The organism is Acetomicrobium sp. UBA5826, from assembly GCF_002433005.1.
In the GTDB taxonomy this organism is placed as follows: domain Bacteria; phylum Synergistota; class Synergistia; order Synergistales; family Acetomicrobiaceae; genus Acetomicrobium.
The window spans coordinates 130,285-149,714 of sequence record NZ_DJHF01000022.1 but is presented as its reverse complement, the minus strand read 5'-3'; the positions used below and the strand labels follow the sequence as shown (position 1 = coordinate 149,714).

Sequence of the window (19,430 nt, the reverse complement as noted above, 5' to 3'; positions counted from 1 at the left end):
CCATATATTTTGAGGATATATATAAAAATTATATTATTATTTTATTTAAAAGCTATTATCGCTTATGCCGTCAATGAGACCTGACTCATCTCAACGGGATGCATATCTTTAATCCAATCGCCGTTCTCGTCTTTAAACCATGTGCCATTACTTTCAAATATTTCGGTAAAAAGAGTATCTTGTAATATAAACCAGTTACCGCTTTTATCTTTCAACCACATATTTAAAACCTCCCAACCAGGAAAATTTTTTGGTGAAAATCAGCCGTTCCTTGTTGTGAGGCTTCGTCTTATTCGTCCTGGGCGTCGAAAGAAACCGTTCATATCTGTGATCCCCCTTTTTGTCCTTGGAAGATTTATATCACATCCGAAGAACATTGTCAACTTAGGTTTACTAAAAATCTATAAATCTTATATAAGTTTATGCAATCGTTTGCATTACGGCTCCTTGCGCTTTATTAGCGGCCGAACGCTTTTTTTGTTATAATATATTTGGCTTAATAAAGTAGATACCCCGATGGAGGTCCTGTCTTGAAATTTTCGTCCAATAACGATGATTTTGCTTCTTTGGGTGACGTTGTGGCCTTGATCAATGCAGAGGAAGGTGCGTTGATCTACATGCGGGATGGGAAGATACTGAAGACGGACAAAAGCGTCAGGGCTTTGAAGAGAAAATATGAGGAAATCTTGGATTATTATCAAAAAAAGTCGGAGTGATAGATAAAGCCAAGACTATGGGATATGAAATGCAAAGGGGAAGTGGTGAGTTGATAAAGACAACAGTCGCTAATTTAAATGAATATACTGCAAATGATATACAGATTTTGGAGGGCCTTGAGGCGGTCCGCCGCAGGCCGAGCATGTACATCGGCGATACGGGCATCAGGGGCTTGCATCATCTGGTCTACGAAGTGGTGGATAACGCCATAGACGAGGCAATGGCGGGATATTGCGATCAGGTGAGCGTGATCGTTTATCCCGATGGCAGCGTGTCCGTGGAGGATAACGGAAGGGGTATACCCGTAGATACCCATCCTAAGGTGAATAAACCTGCGGCGGAAGTGGTGTTGACGATTCTCCATGCCGGGGGCAAATTCGACAACAAAGCCTACCAGGTATCGGGTGGGCTGCACGGTGTCGGCGTATCCGTCGTCAACGCCCTTTCGACATGGCTTGAGCTGACCATATGGCGTGACGGGATGGAGTGGCATCAGCGCTATTCCAGGGGCGTTCCCCAGTGCGAATTGACCCCTGTGGGCAAGGCCGACCGGACTGGCACTAAAGTGCACTTCTTACCCGACGATACTATCTTTGAAGAAAAGGATTTTTCCTTTGACGTTTTAAGCTCCAGGTTGCGGGAAATTGCCTTTTTGGTGCCCGGCTTGAAGATAGATCTGAAGGATTTGCGGAACAACAAATCTGTTGCCTTTAAATACGATGGCGGCGTGATTTCCTTTGTGGAGTATCTGAACAAAGACAAAAACCCTCTGTTCAAGGAGCCAATTTACATAAAGGGAGAAAAGGACGACGTCCTTGTGGAGGTCGCCCTCCAGTACAACGATTCCTTCCAGGAGAGGGTCTTTGCCTTCGCCAACCTAATCCATACCGTAGAAGGCGGCACACATGTGGTGGGTTTCAGGACGGCTTTGACCAGGGCCGTAAACGAAATGGCGAGGAGGCAGAAACTTTTAAAGGACAAGGATGCAAACCTGTCGGGCGACGATTTGAAAGAGGGACTTACTGCGATAATATCGGTTAAGCTTAAGGAGCCCCAATTCGAAGGGCAGACCAAGACGAAGCTTGGCAACAGCGATGTCAGGGGTATAGTGGATTCGATCGTTTACGATGAGCTGATGGCCTTTTTGGAGGAAAAGCCCGATTGTTTGAGGCCTATCGTTGAAAAGGCCATAAAGGCAAGGCAGGCGAGGGATGCAGCGAAAAAGGCCAGGGAGCTGGTCAGGCGAAAATCGGCCTTCGGGGGGCTGGACTTGCCGGGCAAGCTGGCCGACTGTTCCAGCAAAGATCCTGAAGAGTGCGAGCTTTACATAGTGGAGGGAGATTCGGCGGGAGGTAGCGCAAAACAGGGCAGGAACAGGACCTTTCAGGCAATACTGCCCCTTCGCGGCAAGATACTCAACGTCGAAAAGGCGCGCCTCGACAAAGTTCTGTCAAATGCCGAAATCAGGACGATTATTCAAGCCCTAGGTTGCGGAATAGGGGAGGATTTCGATGTCAATAAACTTCGCTACCATAGGGTCATAATAATGACCGATGCCGACGTCGACGGCGCACATATCAGGACCCTTTTGCTCGCCTTCTTTTATCGTTTCATGCCGGGAATAATCGAGGGAGGGCACCTCTACATCGCTCAGCCCCCTCTTTACAGGGTACAGGCGGGCAAAAGCGAATATTACTGTTACTCCGATAAGGAGTTGCGCAATCTGGCGGACAAACTTGCTAATAAGAAGATATCGGTGCAGCGTTACAAGGGCCTTGGCGAGATGAACCCCGAACAGCTGTGGAAGACGACGATGGATCCCAACGAAAGAATACTGAAGCGAGTTGATGTAGAAGATGCCCTCGCTGCTGACGAGTATTTCACGATATTGATGGGAGACAAGGTGGAGCCCCGAAGGGAGTTTATAGAGAGCCACGCTAACGAAGTGAGAAATCTAGATATATAATTTGCTATAATGACTAAAGTAATAGATTTTTCAATAAAGGGGGCTTCATTATGTCCGATACATTCCACGAAAGAGTATACCTGCGTGTTAAAGATTCTAAAGATGAGCTCACCTTTTGCAAGCTCGAGAGATTTGGAAGCGCGGGTTTGGTTCCCCTGGATTAACCTTGAATAAATAATTTTGGAAGTCTTTGCGGCTTAAAGATATAAAATAAAGGGAGGAGGATTTCCTCCCTTTATTTTATAGTTTTTATTATCTTCGCGAAGGAGGAAGGCCACATGGAAATTTCGTACGAAAGATTGGTCTTAAAGGCAGAAGATGCGGTCGATCGATATTCCGGCGAAGCTATCGCTTTGAGCGATTATCTGGCAGGACATCCAGAGGTCTCGGAAAGGGAATTTCAGTCGAGCAAAAGACACGCGGAGCTGCTCTGCCGCCACGGTTTTGAGGTCGAATACCCTTTTTTAGACATTTCCACTGCCTTTTGTGCCAAAAAATCCAACGGAGAGGGTGCGAAGGTGGCTTTATTGGTCGAATACGACGCCCTTCCCGAGATTGGCCATGCTTGCGGGCATTGTCTCCATGGTGCCATGTCTACCCTTGCTGGCATAGGGTTGGCTCCTCTCCTGGATGAGGGAGATATCAAAGGCACCTTATTTGTTATAGGGACTCCAGCAGAGGAGACGAACGGAGCGAAGGTTACTATGGCGGAAAAGGGAGTGTTCGATGATCTTGATCTTGCCGTCATGATTCACTCTTCCGGGAATAAAAGCTACGTCAGATACAGGAGCCTCGCCATGGATGCCATGGAATTTAGCTTTAAAGGAAAACCCGCCCATGCGGCGAGCTGCCCCTGGGAGGGCCGTAACGCCTTGAATGGCGTTCAGTTGTTTTTTCACGCCCTGGACATGTTGCGCCAGCACATTCGATCGGAAGCGAGGATGCACGGGATAATACATAGAGGCGGCGATGCGCCAAATATCGTTCCGGAAGCTGCTGCCTGCAGATTTTACTTCAGAGCGCCCACCAGGGCTTATCTGGATCATTTGGTAGAACGAATCAGGAAAATCTCCCTGGGCGCGGCCATGGCAACGGAGACGGAAGTAGAGATGAAGAACTTCGAATTTAGCTTCGACAATATGTTGAGCAACGAGGCGGCGGAAAGTAAGATGGAGGAAATAATGAAAGGCCTTGGCATAGAAATAAGCGAAGAGGAGGGTTATGAGGGTTCTTCCGACATGGGCAACGTGAGCCACCGCTGCCCCGCTTTGCAGCCAAAACTGGCTATAAGCGATGAACCTCTGGTGACCCACAGTCGAGAGTTCGCAGAAGCGGTGACGACTTCCAGGGCGCACGAAGCTTTGATCTTAGGCAGCAGGGCTTTGGTCAGGATGGCCCTGGCCATTTATTGCGACGGAGATCTTAGGAGGGCTGTCAGGGAGGATTTTGAAAGGGCCAAGCATGGTGAAGAACTTTTTTGATCGATGTTTAAGAGGTGATAATTGATGATTTCTTTGGAAGACGTAAAGAAGGCGAGAGAACGAATAAAGGATTGGATTCACGAGACGCCGCTCTTTTCTTCGGCCACCTTCAGCCTGTGGTCCGGGAACGAGGTTTATCTAAAGGCGGAAAATTTACAGAAAAGCGGAGCCTTTAAATTCAGGGGAGCGATGAACTTCATGCTTTCTATGGATGAAGAGGAGAGAAAAAAAGGAGTGGTTACGGGATCCTCGGGAAATCACGGTCAGGCCCTTGCCTGCGCAGCCAAGATTTTGGGTGTAAAGGCGATAGTGGTAGTTCCTGAAGATGCTTCTACCGCCAAAGTGGCTGCTATCGAAGGATACGGAGCACTTGTAGAAAGATGCGGATGTTCGTCGACGGAACGCATATCAAGAGCTATGGAGATAGCAGAACAAAGAGAGATGACCTTTGTACCCCCCTTCGACCATCCTTGGATCATGGCAGGTCAGGGAACGACTGGTCTCGAGATCCTGGACGAATTGCCCGACGTCGATGCCGTCCTTGTCCCATGTGGTGGTTGCGGTCTGATCTCAGGAGTGGCCACGGCCCTAAAGGAATCCTCTAAAAAGGTCAAAGTTTACGGTGTAGAGCCCGAGAGGAGCAACAGCACCTATTTGTCCCTTAAGGCCGGTCACATAGTGGAACTTAAAAACATCCAGACGATTGCAGATGGCCTGAGGACTGCAAGCCCCGGAAAGATTACCTTTCCGATAGTTCAGAAATATGTAGACGATGTCCTTCTGGTGTCGGAGGAGGAAATTAAAAATACTGTTCTCTTGCTCCTGGAAAGGGCTAAATTGCTCGTGGAGCCATCGGGAGCGGTACCCGTTGCCGCACTTCTTTACGGGAAAGTTCCCTTTAAGGCCAAGAAAACAGTGGCCTTGATGTCGGGCGGAAACGTAGACCTCTTGACCCTTAGTAAGTGGGTAGAAGAATCGAAGGCATAAAAGTGAAGCTTTTGGTCAGCGCCTGTCTGATAGGATGTCGCTGTAGATATGACGGCAAGTCCTATGAGGATGAAATTTTAAGGGCCTTAGTTGAAAAAGGCCTGGCGTTATCGGCTTGCCCGGAGGTGCTTGGAGGGCTTGGAATACCTAGGCCCAGGGCTGAAATAGTCGATGGGACGGGAGAGGACGTTTTGTTTCGACGTGCCAGAGTCATAAATGAAAACGGAGAGGATGTAACGCCACAATTTGTTAGAGGAGCTTTTAAGTTTTTGGATTTAGCGATAAAAAACAACATTAAATATGCTATCTTAAAGGATAAAAGTCCATCCTGTGGTGTATATAACATTTACGACGGATCCTTCGCTGGCAAACTTAAGCAGGGTAGAGGTGTATCCTCTGCCCTGCTTCGTAAATGGGGAATAATTATATATTCCAACGGTCAGATAAAATAAATGCCCCTCGAAAAATACCTCCTTTATTTCTGTCATGGTCTGCTCTATATTGCTATTTGACATGAATTTATTTAGAGTTTAAAATAAAATATAATTAGGGTTACCTAATTATATGGAGGTGATTTATTTATGGACGTTATAGAGGCCATTCAAAAGAGGAGAGCCATCAACTTCTTCGATTCCGCTAAGGAAGTGCCCGATGAAACGATACAGAAATTGCTTGAGCTCGGCAGCCTTGCCCCATCTTCTTTTAATTTGCAACCCTGGGAAGTCATTGTAGTTAAAGATCCCGAGAGGAAGAAAGCCTTAAGGCGTTGTGCCTTCAGCCAGCCGAAGGTGGAAGAAGCCTCGGCAGTTTTGATATTCATAGCCGATCCGGGTGCTGTGGAAAAGAACCTGGATAAAATACTGGACAAGAATGTCGAGCTTGGCTATATGAAACCGGAAGGACGCCAGGGAACGACAGAAATGGTCCATAACTTATATGGTCCAAAGGAAAGCGTCAAAAGGAAGATCTTCGCCGCCAAGAACACGGCCTTTTTCGCTATGACCGTCATGATTGCCGCACAGGGCTTGGGGCTTGAAACCCATCCCATGGATGGTTTCGATGAGGAGGCCATAAAGAAAGAGTTCGGCATATCGGAAGATAAGATCATACCCTGTATCGTTGCCCTTGGCTATATGAGAGAGGGGATAAAGTTACTGCCCAGGTTCCGCTTCCCCGTAAAGGAGATAGCGAAGTTCCTTTAAATTCAGCGTAAGATCAGGGGGGAAACCTTTCCCCCCTGATCTTTATCCTTAGAGGGAACCCCCCAATAGTTTATTGGCGATGGAACCAACTACGAAGGAGACGGCGGCGACGCCGAAACTCACCAAAGCCATTTCGGTGAACATTGGCTTAAAGCTGACGGACCTCACGACGGAAACGAAGAAGGTAAACAGAGCAATGATAATGAGGGCGTTAACCAAGCTCCATGCCAACGCTGCATATACCGAAGAGGATACGAAAAAGGGAAATATGAGCAAAGCGACTGTTATGATGTAAGCCACTCCTGTATACACAGAAGCCTGCAATGGGTGGGTATCTCTTTCCTCATCCGATTTTTGGGAGAGGTATTCCGAGGCTGCCATCGATAGTGATGCGGCGATGCCCGTAATCAGGCCGGCTAAACCGACTATTCTGCTGTCTGCCAAAGCGAAAGTCAGTCCGGCCAAAGTTCCGGTAAGCTCTACCAACGCGTCGTTTAGCCCCAATACTATTGAGCTGGTGTATTTTAGCCTCTCTTCGTCAATCAAGTCCAGCAGGGCTTGCTCGTGCTTTTCCTCTTCCTTTAATACTTCTTCGGCGTCCGGAAGGAGCGTCAGAAACTTCTTGTATTTTTTCTGAGCCCTGTCTTCGTTTAGCTCCATGAGTTTCAAGGTGAAGGTAATTCCAAATAGCATATTCAAAAATGCGTACAAGATAACTGCCACAGGATTTGGCCTTACTTTTGTGTTCGTATATCTTTCCCATATCGAAGCGTGTCGAGCCTCGTCTCCAGATATTTGTTCTAAAATTTCCGCGTTCCTGCCGCGCTGTTTTTTAGCTAACCTTTTGTAGACGACATGTTCCGTCATTTCAGTCTTTTGCGATTTTAAAACTGCCTCTTTAGTTTTTGCGTCCAGTTTCGTTTCAATATCCTTCATCGTCATCACCTCATCCACCTATGTTGTCGTATAATGCTAACCAGGGTATTAAAACATTCTAACATGATAAGGAGAAGGATGCAGAATGAAAATTGTTCGTTTCGCGGCCCCAAAGGGGTCAATTCATTGGGGTATAGTCGAAGAAAACGAGGTCAAAGAGACAGAAGGTTTGTTGGGATCTTTTACGGGAAAGAAGTTTGTTCTTTCCGAAGTGAGGCTCTTGGCCCCCGTTGAGCCGTCAAAGATCGTGTGCGTCGGGAAAAATTACGTCGATCACATCGAGGAAATGGACGGGGATGTAAGCAGCCTTCCAAAGGAGCCCGGACTTTTTTTGAAGGCACCGAACGCTTTGGCCGATCCCGAGGACATAATACCCTACCCTGCTTTCACCAAGGAATTCCACTACGAAGGAGAGCTTGCGGTAGTAATCGCTAAACCGATGAAAGAGGTTCCGGAAGATGAAGCATTAAACTATGTGTTGGGTTATACCTGCGCCTTCGATCTTACAGCTAGGGACGCTCAGAGGGAAGACCTGCAGTGGATAAGGGCCAAATCGGCCGATAAATTTTGTCCTATTGGTCCCTGGATCGAGACCCGGCTCGATCCCACCGATCTCGGCATAAAAACGGAAGTGAACGGACAGATAAGGCAAAACAGCAGGACATCCCTTATGATATTTTCCGTCAGGAAGATATTGAGCTACATATCTTCTTTCATGACATTATTTCCTGGAGATGTGGTTTTGACGGGAACTCCTAGCGGCGTTGGAGAGCTTCACAGGGGGGACGTCGCTTCTGTAACGGTGGAGGGGATAGGAGCCCTTAAAATCTCCATAGGCAGTCAAAAATAAATGGGCTGTCACGAGGCAGGACGCTGAAGAACCTCTTGCCACATGGCCTTTAGTGCCCTGCCTTCCTTTTATCGGTTCTTAAGATTTATCCCTGCGCCTTCCTGAACCAATTTTTACCTTCGAGGAATCGGGCCACAAGCATGGAGGAAGCCGTGTCCCCCGTGGCGTTGACCATGGTGGCTGCCGGATCGACGAGAAAGCCGATGGTTGCTATTATGGGAAAGGCCTCTGGGGGAAAACCGTATAAGCTTACGATCAGCATTTCGCCCACCAGGCCGCCACCGGGAATCCCCGAGAGGACTACTCCGCTTAAGGCGGCAATTGCGATGGCGGTGGCGAAGGTGTTCACGCCTGAGAAATTCAACCCGTAAAAGCCAAAGAGAAAGGATATCTTAAGTATGCCGCTCAAGCACGATCCTTCCATGTGAATTGTCGCTCCCAGGGGCAGGACCATGTTTCTTATGTCTTCCGGAACTCCGATATTTCTCGCGGCCTCCAGATTTACGGGCAGTGTGGCGTTGCTGCTTCCCGTTGCAAGGGCAGTAATGGCGGGGGTGATCATGTTCTTCCAGAAACGGGCGATACCCTCACCGTCCGTCGAAATGTAAGCATAGACGCTGAAGGCGATGAAAAAGTAGGCAAAGGTAACTGTGTGATAGACTATCATGGCTCTTGCGTATGAACCGAGAAGTTGCGGTCCGAAGTCGCCTACCAGGGTGGCGAAGTAAGCCCCAAGCCCGATGGGGGCATAATACATTACGATCTTGACCAGTTGCAACATGGCATCGGATAGTATCGATACGATATTAACTACGGGGCGGGTTTTCTCGCCGAGGGCGTTCAAACTGACGCCCAGCAATATGGAAAAGATTATCAGGGGTAAAATGTGCCGTCTCGAAAATAGGTCAGCAAAATCCTCTACTGTGAAGGCTTTTACTATTTGTTCGGCCGTGTTCAAGGGCTCGAAATCCTGGGGAGTAACTCCCTCTATCACTATGCCCTGTGCAGGAGGAAAAAATACTACGGCGGCGAGCATCAGTACGGCAGCTATGACGCCGGTTATCAGAAAAATAGATATAGTCGTTCCGAGCACTTTCCCCAAACGTTTAAGGGACGACATTCCGGCAACGGCGTTCGTTATGGTACAAAATACCAATGGCACGACTATCATGAACATTAGATTTATAAAGACGTCTCCTAAGGGCTTGAAGACCAATGCCTCTTTGCCCATCAAGGCGCCTATAGTCGAACCTACTGCTATAGATATCAGCAAGATTAAGGGAAATCCGTAGTTCTTTAACAAGCCTGTCCTACTATCGGTCACTGCTTTTCCCTCCCGATGTCTTATTTAAAGCCTTCTTCTTCTGACAAAGCCTCTTCCGTAATAAGGCCTTCTGCCACTATTAGGGCTTTACCCGAAAGAGAGGCCTCGAAGACCTTTTCGGATGTGAGCCTCAATGCCACTTTATTTATGCCCCCCGGATTTTTAACCTTCATCGAGATAGGAGAACCGAAAAGCAGATGGGATGCGAGGCAACAGGCTATGGATCCAGTGCCGCAGGAAAGGGTGAAATCCTCCACCCCTCGTTCGTATGTCATTGCCACTATGCAGTCTTTATTCCTCTCTGCGAAGTTTACGTTTGCCCCTTCGTCGAAGATCGCGCCCTTCCGGCGTATATGGCGTGCAAGGGAAAGCAAACTGTCGCGCGGTATGTCCCGAAATCCAGGAAAAAAGAGGACGCAATGAGGTACCCCAACGTAAAAGGCCATATAGGGAATTTCTTTGTCAAAGGCGTTGATCTTTCCCTCTTTCAGGTTTGAGACATCGATTTCACCCATGTCAATTGTAGCCCAGGGAGGATTTACGGAAGCCCTTATAGGGCCGGCTTTGGTCTCAAAGGTCATGTTGCTTTTCGCATGGCCTTTTTCAAAGGCGTACCTCGCGATACACCTGGCACCGTTCCCGCACATCTCTCCCTCCGATCCGTCGGCGTTGAAAAGCCTCATATAAAAATCGAACGTTTTCGAACCCTCGAGCACCAGGACTCCATCTGCGCCCAGAGAAGTCTTTCTGCGGCATATCTTCTTTGCCAGATCGGATAACCCATCGTCGCTGTATGTCCCTTCTTTGTTCTCTATTATAATGAAGTCATTGCCGTTGCCATGGGCTTTTGCAAAGGATATCATTCGTGGGCCGCCTCCTTTTCAGGTAACATCATTACTGAAATTTTACACTAAATGCAGGTATCCGGGACAATGGCCAAGTTTTAAACTCCGTGCTGGAAAGCGGGACGGACTAATCCTTGAAGGAAAATTCGCCGCTTTTAAGGAGGCTTGAGCAGGCTTCCACTGCCAGAGGATCGTAATACATGCCCTTGAAGGCCTCTATTTCAGCAAGGGCGGTTACCACTGAGAGTACCTTTCTGTAGGGCCGGTCCGAAACCATGGCCTCCACGACGTCGGCAACGGTCAGTATGAGGGCTAGGGGGTGAATTTCGCTTCCCCTTAGCCCTCGCGGGTAACCGCTGCCGTCCAGTTTTTCGTGATGCTGATAGACGATCTCGGCTATGGGCCACGGAAACTCTATACTTTTCAAGATTTCAAATCCTACACGGGGGTGCGTCTTCACGAGCTCGTATTCTTCGAAGGTAAGTTTCGACGGTTTGGTCAGTATCTCTGCAGGAATGCGAATCTTGCCTATGTCGTGAACTAGGGAAGCCATATAGAGGGCCTTAACGTCGTCCTCTGTCAACTGCAACTTCAAGGCTATGGCTTTGGCTAATTCTGCGACCCTCCGTTGATGACCTGCCGTGTAAGGGTCTCTTTGTTCCAATGCGAAACCCAAAGCCGATATAGTTTGAATCCATGCCCTTTCTAAGTAGCCGACGTATTCTTTCAGCTTTCGTGCGGCCCTTTTCCTTTCGGATATATCCCTATAAATAATGTATATTCCGAAGAATTCATCACCGAACTTAACGGGGATTGCGGTAATGGCTACTTCGAAAAGGGTGCCATCCTTCTTCTTTCTCACCGATTCCAAATCGAGGGCTTTGCCGGAAGTTACCAGGGAGCTCAAATGGAATGCCTCTTCGAAGTAGGGGGAGTCTTTTGCCACTATCTCGTCGACATGCTTTCCCCTAACTTCCTCTTTATCGTATCCGAAAAGCCTGCAGAAAGAGTCGTTAACATCAACGATAAAGTTGTTTTTATCCGATAGTACTATGGCCTCCGGATTGCCGTAAAATAAATATAGAAGGCGTGTTCTCTCTCTTTCCAATTCCTGTCGGGCTTTCATGTCCTCGGCAATGTCGCTCCAACTAATTGCTATGCCCTTTGGATTGACGTCTTTCAATAATCCGTGATAGGTGGCCAGCACCAGGTTTTTGTTCTTTTTTTGAGGGTTTAAGATTTGGTACGCCGTTGTTACGGGATCACCATCTTTCGATAGACATTCCAAAAGGCATTCTTTCGCCGTCGGTAAGTCCTTTTCATCGACAAATTCACAGATTGATCTTCCGATCAGCTCTTTCGGCGAAAGGCCGATGAAATATACGATGCTCGAGGAAGCGGATGTTACCTTTCCCAATTCGTCCGTAATTATTATTGCGATCTTGAACATGTTCTCGTCAAATGTTGGCATGAAGAAAACCCTCTCTTTCTTTGATATGGGCAAGTCTGGGCTCTTATTATATACAAAATATGATTTAATGATTAGTAACTTTTCGAAATTTTCTCATTTCTTACGACAGGCAAAGGTATGATAATGTATATTTAAATCGACTGCATCATGACGGAAGATACATCCCACTCAGGCACAAGCGTTTTTCCAGGGACAGGCGCTGCAGTGTGAGGTGTTTTTTTCATATGGCCCAAGAGCGGCCTTCAGGGCTGCCTCCTCAATGTTCCTTTGTATCTCTGCGAAGGAAATGCCTTCTGCGTCCAGGAGGATTTCTCTGCTTTCCCTCAGCATGTAAAGTCCCATTAGCAGGTTCTTTTGGGGAAACTCCCGATTGACTACATATCCGTAAAATTCCAGCTGCTTGTGATAAAGATCCATGAAGGAGCCTTCATCGAGGTCTTCGGTTATTTTGTAATCCCATATATGGGCAGTCGCGTCGTCCAGATAAAGGAGGTCTATCTGGCCTGCCAGCCGAGTGCCCGATTCAAGCTCGAAGTCGAAGGGTATTTCCCTGTAGGTTTTATATTCTGGATCTTTCGACGAAAGGGTCCTTCGCAGGGTAGAGCCCAGGGAGCTGCCGGCGAATGCGGTGAGCCATCTTTGAAGAAGGGGCCAGTGACTTTTGTCCTTTAGGATCGGGCGAAGCCCCGTGGGAAGCATCCTTAAGGCCCTTTCTAGGTTCTCGTCGTTTTCAGGGAAGAACCTCACGAGACTTTCTTCTTTCAAGTCCCAACGGGATAAGATCCAATGCACCAAACTGCCAACGTCGGGGCCTCCGTATTCTTCGGATCTCGGAAGTTCCCATTTTAATGGCAAACCCTGTCTATAGCTCATCCTATATGCATGGGGACACCATGAGATTAAGGCATATTCAGTGGCGCTGAACTTATCGAGGGGAGAGTCGGCTATGGGCCTTATCAATTTTTTAAGTGATATGCCTCTGGAATGGGGCAGTTTATTTTTTTTGCTCCCGGCGTCGCTTGTTTTCGGTGTAATTATTTCAGCTTCGTCAATGTCGTCGGGATCGGCGTATCTGCGAGCACCCTCCCAATTAAGTACGGTTTTAAGCCAAAGCCCCGTTTTTTTTGAAGGGTTGTCCTGCGAATCTATTTCGTAATTGCCGCAGAGGATCAGGTGTTTCTTGGCGCGGGTGCAGGCGACGTAAAAGAGGCGCAGATTTTCTTCCTCCTGTTTTAAGCCCTCAAGGTAGTCGTGAGCTGCCTTCGAAGGCGGATTTTTCTTTCTGTCAAAGGGGTCATCGTATGAGCTTGCCACGGTGCCTACGAAAATTGACGGTACCAGGGAGGAGCCGCTTCTCGGATGACGGGCGTATTCGAGGCCGAAGACCGCAACAACGGGAAACTCCAATCCCTTTGCGGCGTGGACCGTCATTATCCTCACCACGTCTTCGTCCTCTCCCAGGGGTGTTGCTTCTTCGTAGGGAGCGTTTAGCCTTGCCGTCTTTTTGAGATAGTCGGCTGCCCCGGCGAGGTCCTTTCCGAAGGCGTCTTCATAGCCTCTTAAAAAGTGTATCAGGTGCCTGATGTTAGAAAAGGCCCTCACCCTTCTGTTGGAAGGAAGGGTGAAAAGCCACAGGGGTTCTTCCAGAAGGTAATTTAAGACGTCGGAAGGGCCGCGCAAAATTGCCCTTCTGCGGAGATATTCTATCTTTTCGGCCGTACCTTTGAGGTTTGTCTTGAGGTATCTCCAGATCCTCCCCTCTCCACCTTCGCCTTCTATAGAGGAGAGGATCTTCGATACCCTTTCCTGAGATAGTCTCAAAAAGGGAGACGAAAGCATCCCGACCAGGGCAAAATCATCCTCGGGATTGTTTAAAGCGGTCAACAAAGCCGTGGCATCCAGCGTTTCGGACCTTGAGAAAAAGCTCCTTTGATCCACGAATACTGCAGGTATTTCTTCCCTTTCAAAAGCCTCTTCCAGGGTGTCGAAATAATTGCGGGTTGGAACCAGGACCACCATATCTTTCCAGGGAACTCCCCCTTCGTGAAATACCCCGAAGCGGTGCGCCAACTTCGCGGCCAGGGAGTTTTTTCTTTGGGCGGAACTTGCCTTGTTTCCATCTTCGTCTTCAGCGTTCGTCTCAAGCAGTATTTTTAAATCGCCTGATCTGTCTTCGTTTTTTAACGTTTCCGGATAGACCAGCGGTTCGTAATCCTCTTTCAAGGAAGTGCTTATTCCATTCTTCCAGATATACTCGAAAAGATCGTTTATCCTTTCCAACAGATCCCTGGTCATCCTAAAAGATTCTTTTAAGGCAACGTACTTGCCGGCTCCATTCTTGGCTTTCTCGATGTAGTCGGCGAAAATCCTTAGGTCGGCGTGGCGAAACCTGTAGATGGACTGCTTAAGGTCCCCCACGATGAACAATTTTGACGCTCCTTCTTTACCGGCGGCGGCGATGTTTTCTATCAAGAGTTTTTGAACGCCGTTTATATCCTGAAATTCGTCGACTAGTATGTATTTGTATCGTTCGACAGCCTTGGGATATTTGTTTACCATATCCTTTGCTTTGGTCAACAAATCATCGAAGGAAAGGATGTTCTTTCTTTTTTTCTGTTCCTCCCATAGGGCCCAAAGCATGCTGGCAAACTTGAGCAAAGTTTCGCGAAGGGGTCTGTCTTCATGGGCCTCCTTCGACCATGTGGCAAGAGCCACTTCCTGAGATAGGCTTTCGCGGTGGATTTTCAGCCCCTTATGGCCAAAACGATCGCTTAGAAGCGATTCCAGTTCCTTCTTGAATTTTCCGCCGCCTTTGATGTTCGAGAGAAGACTGTCGTTTAAGTCCAGCAAAAAATTGGCCCATGTGGCAGGTGAGTCGGGGTAAATGCCCTTCCACCGATTTTGAAATTCTCTGACCCTCTCGGACAGGCCGTCGTTGTTGCCGTCTTCTACCCTAATTTCTTCTACCCAGAAGTCATAGAGGTTGCGATATAAGTTAAAGCGTTCCTTTAAGCCGAAGATCATCTCCGCTGCCCTTTTGTCAACCCTTTCAAGGGAGGCCGATTCTTTGAAGAGGTCCTCGGGGTTTAATCCTCTGCTTCCAAAGAGGGAGGAAGCTGCTTTAGAAAGTTCGACGATGGCATTTGGGCCGAAGAAGTCTAAGGCTTTTTTGAAATTATCGTCGGAAATCATTGCTTTAATTCTTTTTTTCCAATTAGGGGGGGCGTTCTGTGCAAACCATTCCCCATCGAGAAAATCCAGGGCGCTGAGGGCAAATTGGTAGAACAGGTCTTCCTGTTGTGGAGTAACGATATTAAAAGCGGGGCTTATCTCCAAAAATTGGCTGTAGGATTTTAGAAGGTTCATGGCAAAGCTGTGAATTGTTGAAATTTGCGCTTCATCGAAACGACTACAGGCAAGCTCCAGCCTCTTTTCTGTGACCTCTCTTTCCTGCCGGGAAAGGTCCGAGCTTCTCACGGCGTTAAGCCAGTCTCCCAGAGTCGATAATATTTTATCTTCCATCTCTTGTGCTGCCTTTTCGGTAAAAGTGATGGTCAATATCTCATCGTGCCTTGCCCTTCCCGTTGCGACCAGCCATGCAAATCTCCACGAAAGGGTGCGAGTCTTCCCGCTTCCGGCTCCGGCGCTAACCACCACTAAATCATCTTCCGCTAAAACTGCTTCGCGTTGATTGGATGTAGCGGCAGCCAGGAGAATCTCGGCCATTGCTTCATCATTGTTCGCCATTTTCTAACCATTCTCCTCCCTCGATTTCGCTTTTGCGACAGAGGACCTTGTATTGACAGTCCTTGCAGGTCTTTCGATCGTAATGGGGTTCGAAGGAGCCGAAGGTCAAGTCCTTTGCCCAACTGATCAGCTGTTCTTCGGCTCTCTTTGTGATATCCTCGAGTTTCTCGCGTTTTATTTTTATGTTATCGGAGCATCCTTCCGGGATCAGCCTTTTGTCGAGGTCTTTGTGCTCCTTTGAAATATGCCCCAGACACATGCTGTCACTGTGGCACAGGTAGAAGGCGCCTCCTGTCTTTTGGTCGGCCTTCGATAGCGCCAGGGCGTAGGAGGCAAGTTGCAATGAATTTTCGTAGTTTTTGGAACCCGCAGTCTTATAGTCCCAAAGGATTTGGCCAATTTCGTTCAGGTGGTCGATGCGGTCTGCCCTGCCGCGAAAGGAGACATCGTTTATCGTAAACGGAGGAAGCTGCCTTTCCCATTCAGTCGATGCGAAAGTTGTGCGAAGTTTTAGGTATATCTCTTCCTGAATGCGGGCAAGGCGCAGGACCTGCAGGCGAAGCCTTTCGCGGTGGCGATGGAGTTTCCTGATGCGGTTAAGAAGGGGATAGGTCGATTCCACCACATTTTCCCACAGTTGCTCCACACAAGCTTCAAGGGAAAGCCCCTTTTCGGCACTTCTCATTTTCCATGCCTTCGACCAGAGGAGGTGAAGCATATTACCGCATCTTTGAGCGTCCAGCCCTGCTTCTTTCGGTTGAAAGAGCTTTAGAATGCTTCTGTAAGCGTAGAGAGCAGGGCATTGAATCCAGGTGTCGATATCGCTTAGATAGCCTTCGTCCTTTGGTTTTACCAAGGGAATGGGCTTCCTTCTCGGGCGGGAAAGCTTGTCCCTGGGAACCTCCGCTTCGCGAAGGAACCTCTCTTGCTCGGGCAACAACTTGCTCAGGGGCCTTCGTGTCTCTTCTACGATTATATAGAGATCTTCCTTTTTACCGTCCATTTCCAAAAAGGGAGAGAGCTTGTTCGGCCTGCCCTGGGCGTCGATAGCTGAAAAGGTTAACCAGGTTTCTTCCGTGGAAGCGTATAAATGCCTTCTGAAGAGGGCTTCCTTTTGTTGTCGCCTTTCGTGCCTTAAGGGCAAGTGGATTCCTGCAAGATTGGCATTTTCGTGTATTATCCTCCTCGCCTCGTCGTTCAATAGGGGGGGATCTATTATCTTTCCGGGCCATTGTTGTGAAGTTGCGTTTATTACTACGTATAATTTATGGGTTGCCAGAACGGGAGAGCTGTCGAAGTAAAGCGTTACCGATTCTCTTTTACTCTTAGGAGGCAGGATTCTCGTCTCTTCGGCGAAGCGATATAAGTATTCCCATCCTTCGGCCTCGGAGAGCATGTCTTTCTGAGCCGGCCCCAACTCAGGCAAGGACTCGGCCAGAGAAAGCGCCTTTTTCTCTAAAGCTTCCAAGAATTTAGATACCTCGTACAAACTTTCGTCTAATGAGGGATCGGTTACGCAAGCTCCTGCCTTTTTTCGGATTTCAAGCTCATCGTCGAGCAGTTTGAGAAGTCTTTGAAATAAACTTTCTACATTGGAGCCCCTTTTGACGTGGTCGAAAAAGGAGTCCCATTTTTTAATGATACGAGTCGACTCCGTTGCGCCGCTTTTACTTAATATATCGGTCCATTCCTTTGCTCCCGACGGGATCATTTCTTTAAGAAATTCTAAGGATTCTTTAGGTAAATCGAATCCGAATAGAGGGTCGGAAAGAAGTCGTATAGTGGCAAGGAAGGGCCAATTTTCATCCTTGGCGATTTTAAGTCGCTTTACCAAATCCCAGCACATCGTTTCGTTCAAATATTTTCCCGAGCCTGATTTCCATGGAATTCGGTAAGCGTTTAAAACGTCCTCCGCGATGCTTTTGTAAAGGGAAGGTATCTCTATGGCAATGTCCTTAAAAGTTAAGACTCCCTCTTCGACCTTAAACCATAAATTTCGCGCGAGCGTTTCGAGTTCCTGCCTCGGATCGCCACAGGTGAAAAGACGAATCTTTGCAGGCCTGTCCTCTGAGGCCTTGCCGATGAAGGCTTTCTCGGCGAATTGTTGTTCTGCATCGTAAAATTTTTCGCCCATCGTCGAGTCCGGTTTGAATATGTCTATGCTTGCCCCTATATCGTCCAAGGTATCTATGAACTCTCGCTGAGCCCTCATGAAGCTCATAAAGCCCACCAGGACGAAGGGCCTGTCTTTCAATTGGCTGGCAAGACTTTCTGTGTCGAGCAACTTTCGGGCAAGGATGGGTATCTGGGCACTGTCGGCAAGGTCGTTTTCGTTTAAGTAATTCAAGTATTTTTTGTAGATATGACACAAAAGACCCGTTGGTTCTGTCAGGTGGGGACAATCATCGGTGCAGCTTTTGCAGTTTAATGTCATCGAAAGGTCCTCGGGCAATGTGTCCTCGCCGATTAGCTCGTGAAGTTGTCGTCCTATGGTCTCTATGAAGGCAGGCTGTCCGACCGCCGGGATCTTTTCTTTCAATTCTTTTGACGATTCGAGGATATCGTGGACCAGATGCCTTACCACTAGCCAATGGTCAGGAGGGTCCAGCTGTCTTTTGACCACTGTTTCGAGCCCGGACCTTCGAAGGATGTCGGAAAGTCCGCTGTACAGGTCTCCCCATTGCCATATCTGGGGCAAATTGAACCGAAATCCCTTTAGTGACAACATTTCAAGGAGCAAGTTCTTGTCCTCGCGGGAAGGTACTATGAATATGAGGTTTTTGCGGGCTTCGTATATCTCGTTAAGAGGTCTTTCAAGCTGCTTCGCCAATCTGTAGGTGTGAATGGTGATGGTCAAGAAGATCACCTCAATAAAACTTTATATTATGTGGTATATTGAATGAAGCGTAAATACCGGGGATGGACGATATCCCTGTTCAATCCTATGATATCATATGATTCGTTTTTCATGCCGGAAAATTACCGACAGCTCAAAGAGGAGAGTGACCTTCAGTGGACAAAAGTAATTTTAAAAGGATATTAATGCATATATATCATATTTTAAAACAAGAAAAAGACAGTTTTCTTACCATTACCTTCGGTACGACTATCTCTGTAATCGCAACCCTAACCCTCATCATGCCCTTCAAATTTCCCGATTCCGGGCTGACAGGTTTGGCCGTACTGTCTTCGTATGTCTTCAATATTTCTCCGTCGTGGCTGTTTGCCATCGGCAACGCTGCATTGCTGGTCTGGGGATGGAAAGAGCTGTCTCCAAGGTTTGTGATACTCACGATATATGGCGTCGGGTTGTTCTCCTTCCTTTTAAAGCTCCTCGAATTTATACCAGCCCCCTCTTTGGACGATCTTTTCTTGATTGCCGTATTTGCAGGAGTCATAAAGGGGATAGGGGGAGGGTTGGTCTTCAGATCCGGAGCCTCTCTCGGGGGGACCGATATCGTTGTCGTCGCCTTAAGAAACAGATATGGCGTGGAAGTAGGAAAGTACGGCTTTTACATAAACCTGGCAGTCCTATTGATCTCTGCTCCGGTAATTGGTATCGAACGAACGGTGTACGGGCTTGTGGCTATCTACATAAGCGGAATTGCCGTTGATGGGGTGTTGAGGTCCTTCGACAGGAGAAGGCAGGTTTTCGTAATATCTAAAAAGCACGATCAGGTTAAAGATTTTGTAATCAACGGATTGGGTCGTGGAGTGACATTGCTCAAAGGCGAGGGCGGATTTACGGGACATGAACAGAAAGTGGTGATGTGTCTTTTAACTCCCCGACAGACTATGGAGTTGAAGAGATACTTGGCTATGGTCGACAAAAGTGCCTTTATGGTCATAACGGAGGCTTCGGAAGTCGTGGGGAAGGGATTTAAGTCTTGGAAGGAGTTGTAAG

The 19,430-nt window shown here is 47.8% G+C and carries 15 protein-coding genes; 8 read left to right on the top strand and 7 right to left on the bottom strand.

Annotated elements, in window-relative coordinates; all coding sequences use genetic code 11:
• Positions 1 to 62: 62 nt before the first annotated feature.
• Entirely contained in the window at positions 63 to 221 is a 159-nt protein-coding gene (locus B3N34_RS08190) for a hypothetical protein (RefSeq protein ID WP_286976689.1), read from the bottom strand.
• Between the two features lie 309 nt (positions 222 to 530).
• Between B3N34_RS08190 and B3N34_RS08185 the strand changes: the two genes are divergently transcribed.
• The 6 genes from B3N34_RS08185 (at position 531) to B3N34_RS08160 (ending at position 6,353) form a co-directional block, all read left to right on the top strand.
• Positions 531 to 716 (top strand): hypothetical protein, encoded by a 186-nt coding sequence (locus B3N34_RS08185; RefSeq protein ID WP_286976687.1) that lies wholly within the window; start codon positions 531 to 533, stop codon positions 714 to 716.
• Positions 717 to 745: 29 nt separating this feature from the next.
• Positions 746 to 2,683 carry a DNA topoisomerase (ATP-hydrolyzing) subunit B gene (gene gyrB / locus B3N34_RS08180; protein ID WP_286976685.1) on the top strand — a complete coding sequence of 646 codons (1,938 nt, stop codon included), beginning with the start codon at positions 746 to 748 and terminating at the stop codon, positions 2,681 to 2,683.
• A gap of 278 nt (positions 2,684 to 2,961) precedes the next feature.
• Positions 2,962 to 4,164, top strand: a complete 1,203-nt coding sequence (locus tag B3N34_RS08175) for a M20 family metallopeptidase (RefSeq protein WP_286976684.1) — start codon at positions 2,962 to 2,964, stop codon at positions 4,162 to 4,164.
• 24 nt (positions 4,165 to 4,188) lie between these two features.
• The gene (locus B3N34_RS08170; protein WP_286976682.1) at positions 4,189 to 5,151 is read left to right on the top strand and encodes a threonine ammonia-lyase; all 963 of its coding nucleotides are present in this window, start codon (positions 4,189 to 4,191) and stop codon (positions 5,149 to 5,151) included.
• A gap of 2 nt (positions 5,152 to 5,153) precedes the next feature.
• Positions 5,154 to 5,603 (top strand): DUF523 domain-containing protein, encoded by a 450-nt coding sequence (locus B3N34_RS08165; RefSeq protein WP_286976679.1) that lies wholly within the window; start codon positions 5,154 to 5,156, stop codon positions 5,601 to 5,603.
• A gap of 129 nt (positions 5,604 to 5,732) precedes the next feature.
• A complete protein-coding gene (locus tag B3N34_RS08160; protein ID WP_286976677.1) occupies positions 5,733 to 6,353 on the top strand; it encodes a nitroreductase family protein in 621 nt (206 codons plus the stop codon).
• 48 nt (positions 6,354 to 6,401) lie between these two features.
• Here the strand turns inward: B3N34_RS08160 and B3N34_RS08155 are convergent, their stop codons facing one another.
• On the bottom strand, positions 6,402 to 7,295 hold the full coding sequence (locus B3N34_RS08155; protein WP_286976675.1) for a VIT1/CCC1 transporter family protein: 894 nt from the start codon (positions 7,293 to 7,295) through the stop codon (positions 6,402 to 6,404).
• A gap of 79 nt (positions 7,296 to 7,374) precedes the next feature.
• On the opposite strand from B3N34_RS08155, the gene B3N34_RS08150 reads away from it, so the two are divergent.
• Entirely contained in the window at positions 7,375 to 8,139 is a 765-nt protein-coding gene (locus B3N34_RS08150; RefSeq protein ID WP_286976673.1) for a fumarylacetoacetate hydrolase family protein, read from the top strand.
• A gap of 85 nt (positions 8,140 to 8,224) precedes the next feature.
• On the opposite strand, the gene B3N34_RS08145 is transcribed toward B3N34_RS08150, so the two are convergent.
• The 5 genes from B3N34_RS08145 to B3N34_RS08125 form a co-directional block, all read right to left on the bottom strand.
• Positions 8,225 to 9,463, bottom strand: coding sequence for a dicarboxylate/amino acid:cation symporter (locus B3N34_RS08145; RefSeq protein ID WP_286976670.1), 1,239 nt, complete (start codon positions 9,461 to 9,463; stop codon positions 8,225 to 8,227).
• Between the two features lie 20 nt (positions 9,464 to 9,483).
• Positions 9,484 to 10,326 (bottom strand): diaminopimelate epimerase, encoded by an 843-nt coding sequence (gene dapF / locus B3N34_RS08140; RefSeq protein ID WP_286976668.1) that lies wholly within the window; start codon positions 10,324 to 10,326, stop codon positions 9,484 to 9,486.
• Positions 10,327 to 10,435: 109 nt separating this feature from the next.
• Complete coding sequence (locus tag B3N34_RS08135) at positions 10,436 to 11,779, bottom strand: HD domain-containing phosphohydrolase (RefSeq protein WP_286976666.1); 1,344 nt, start codon at positions 11,777 to 11,779, stop codon at positions 10,436 to 10,438.
• Positions 11,780 to 11,947: 168 nt separating this feature from the next.
• The gene (locus tag B3N34_RS08130; RefSeq protein ID WP_286976664.1) at positions 11,948 to 15,526 is read right to left on the bottom strand and encodes a UvrD-helicase domain-containing protein; all 3,579 of its coding nucleotides are present in this window, start codon (positions 15,524 to 15,526) and stop codon (positions 11,948 to 11,950) included.
• Positions 15,513 to 18,392, bottom strand: a complete 2,880-nt coding sequence (locus tag B3N34_RS08125; protein WP_286976661.1) for a PD-(D/E)XK nuclease family protein — start codon at positions 18,390 to 18,392, stop codon at positions 15,513 to 15,515. The genes B3N34_RS08130 and B3N34_RS08125 overlap by 14 nt, the downstream gene beginning before the upstream one ends.
• A 146-nt stretch (positions 18,393 to 18,538) precedes the next feature.
• Between B3N34_RS08125 and B3N34_RS08120 the strand changes: the two genes are divergently transcribed.
• Positions 18,539 to 19,429 (top strand): YitT family protein, encoded by an 891-nt coding sequence (locus tag B3N34_RS08120; protein ID WP_349679704.1) that lies wholly within the window; start codon positions 18,539 to 18,541, stop codon positions 19,427 to 19,429.
• Position 19,430: the final 1 nt, after the last annotated feature.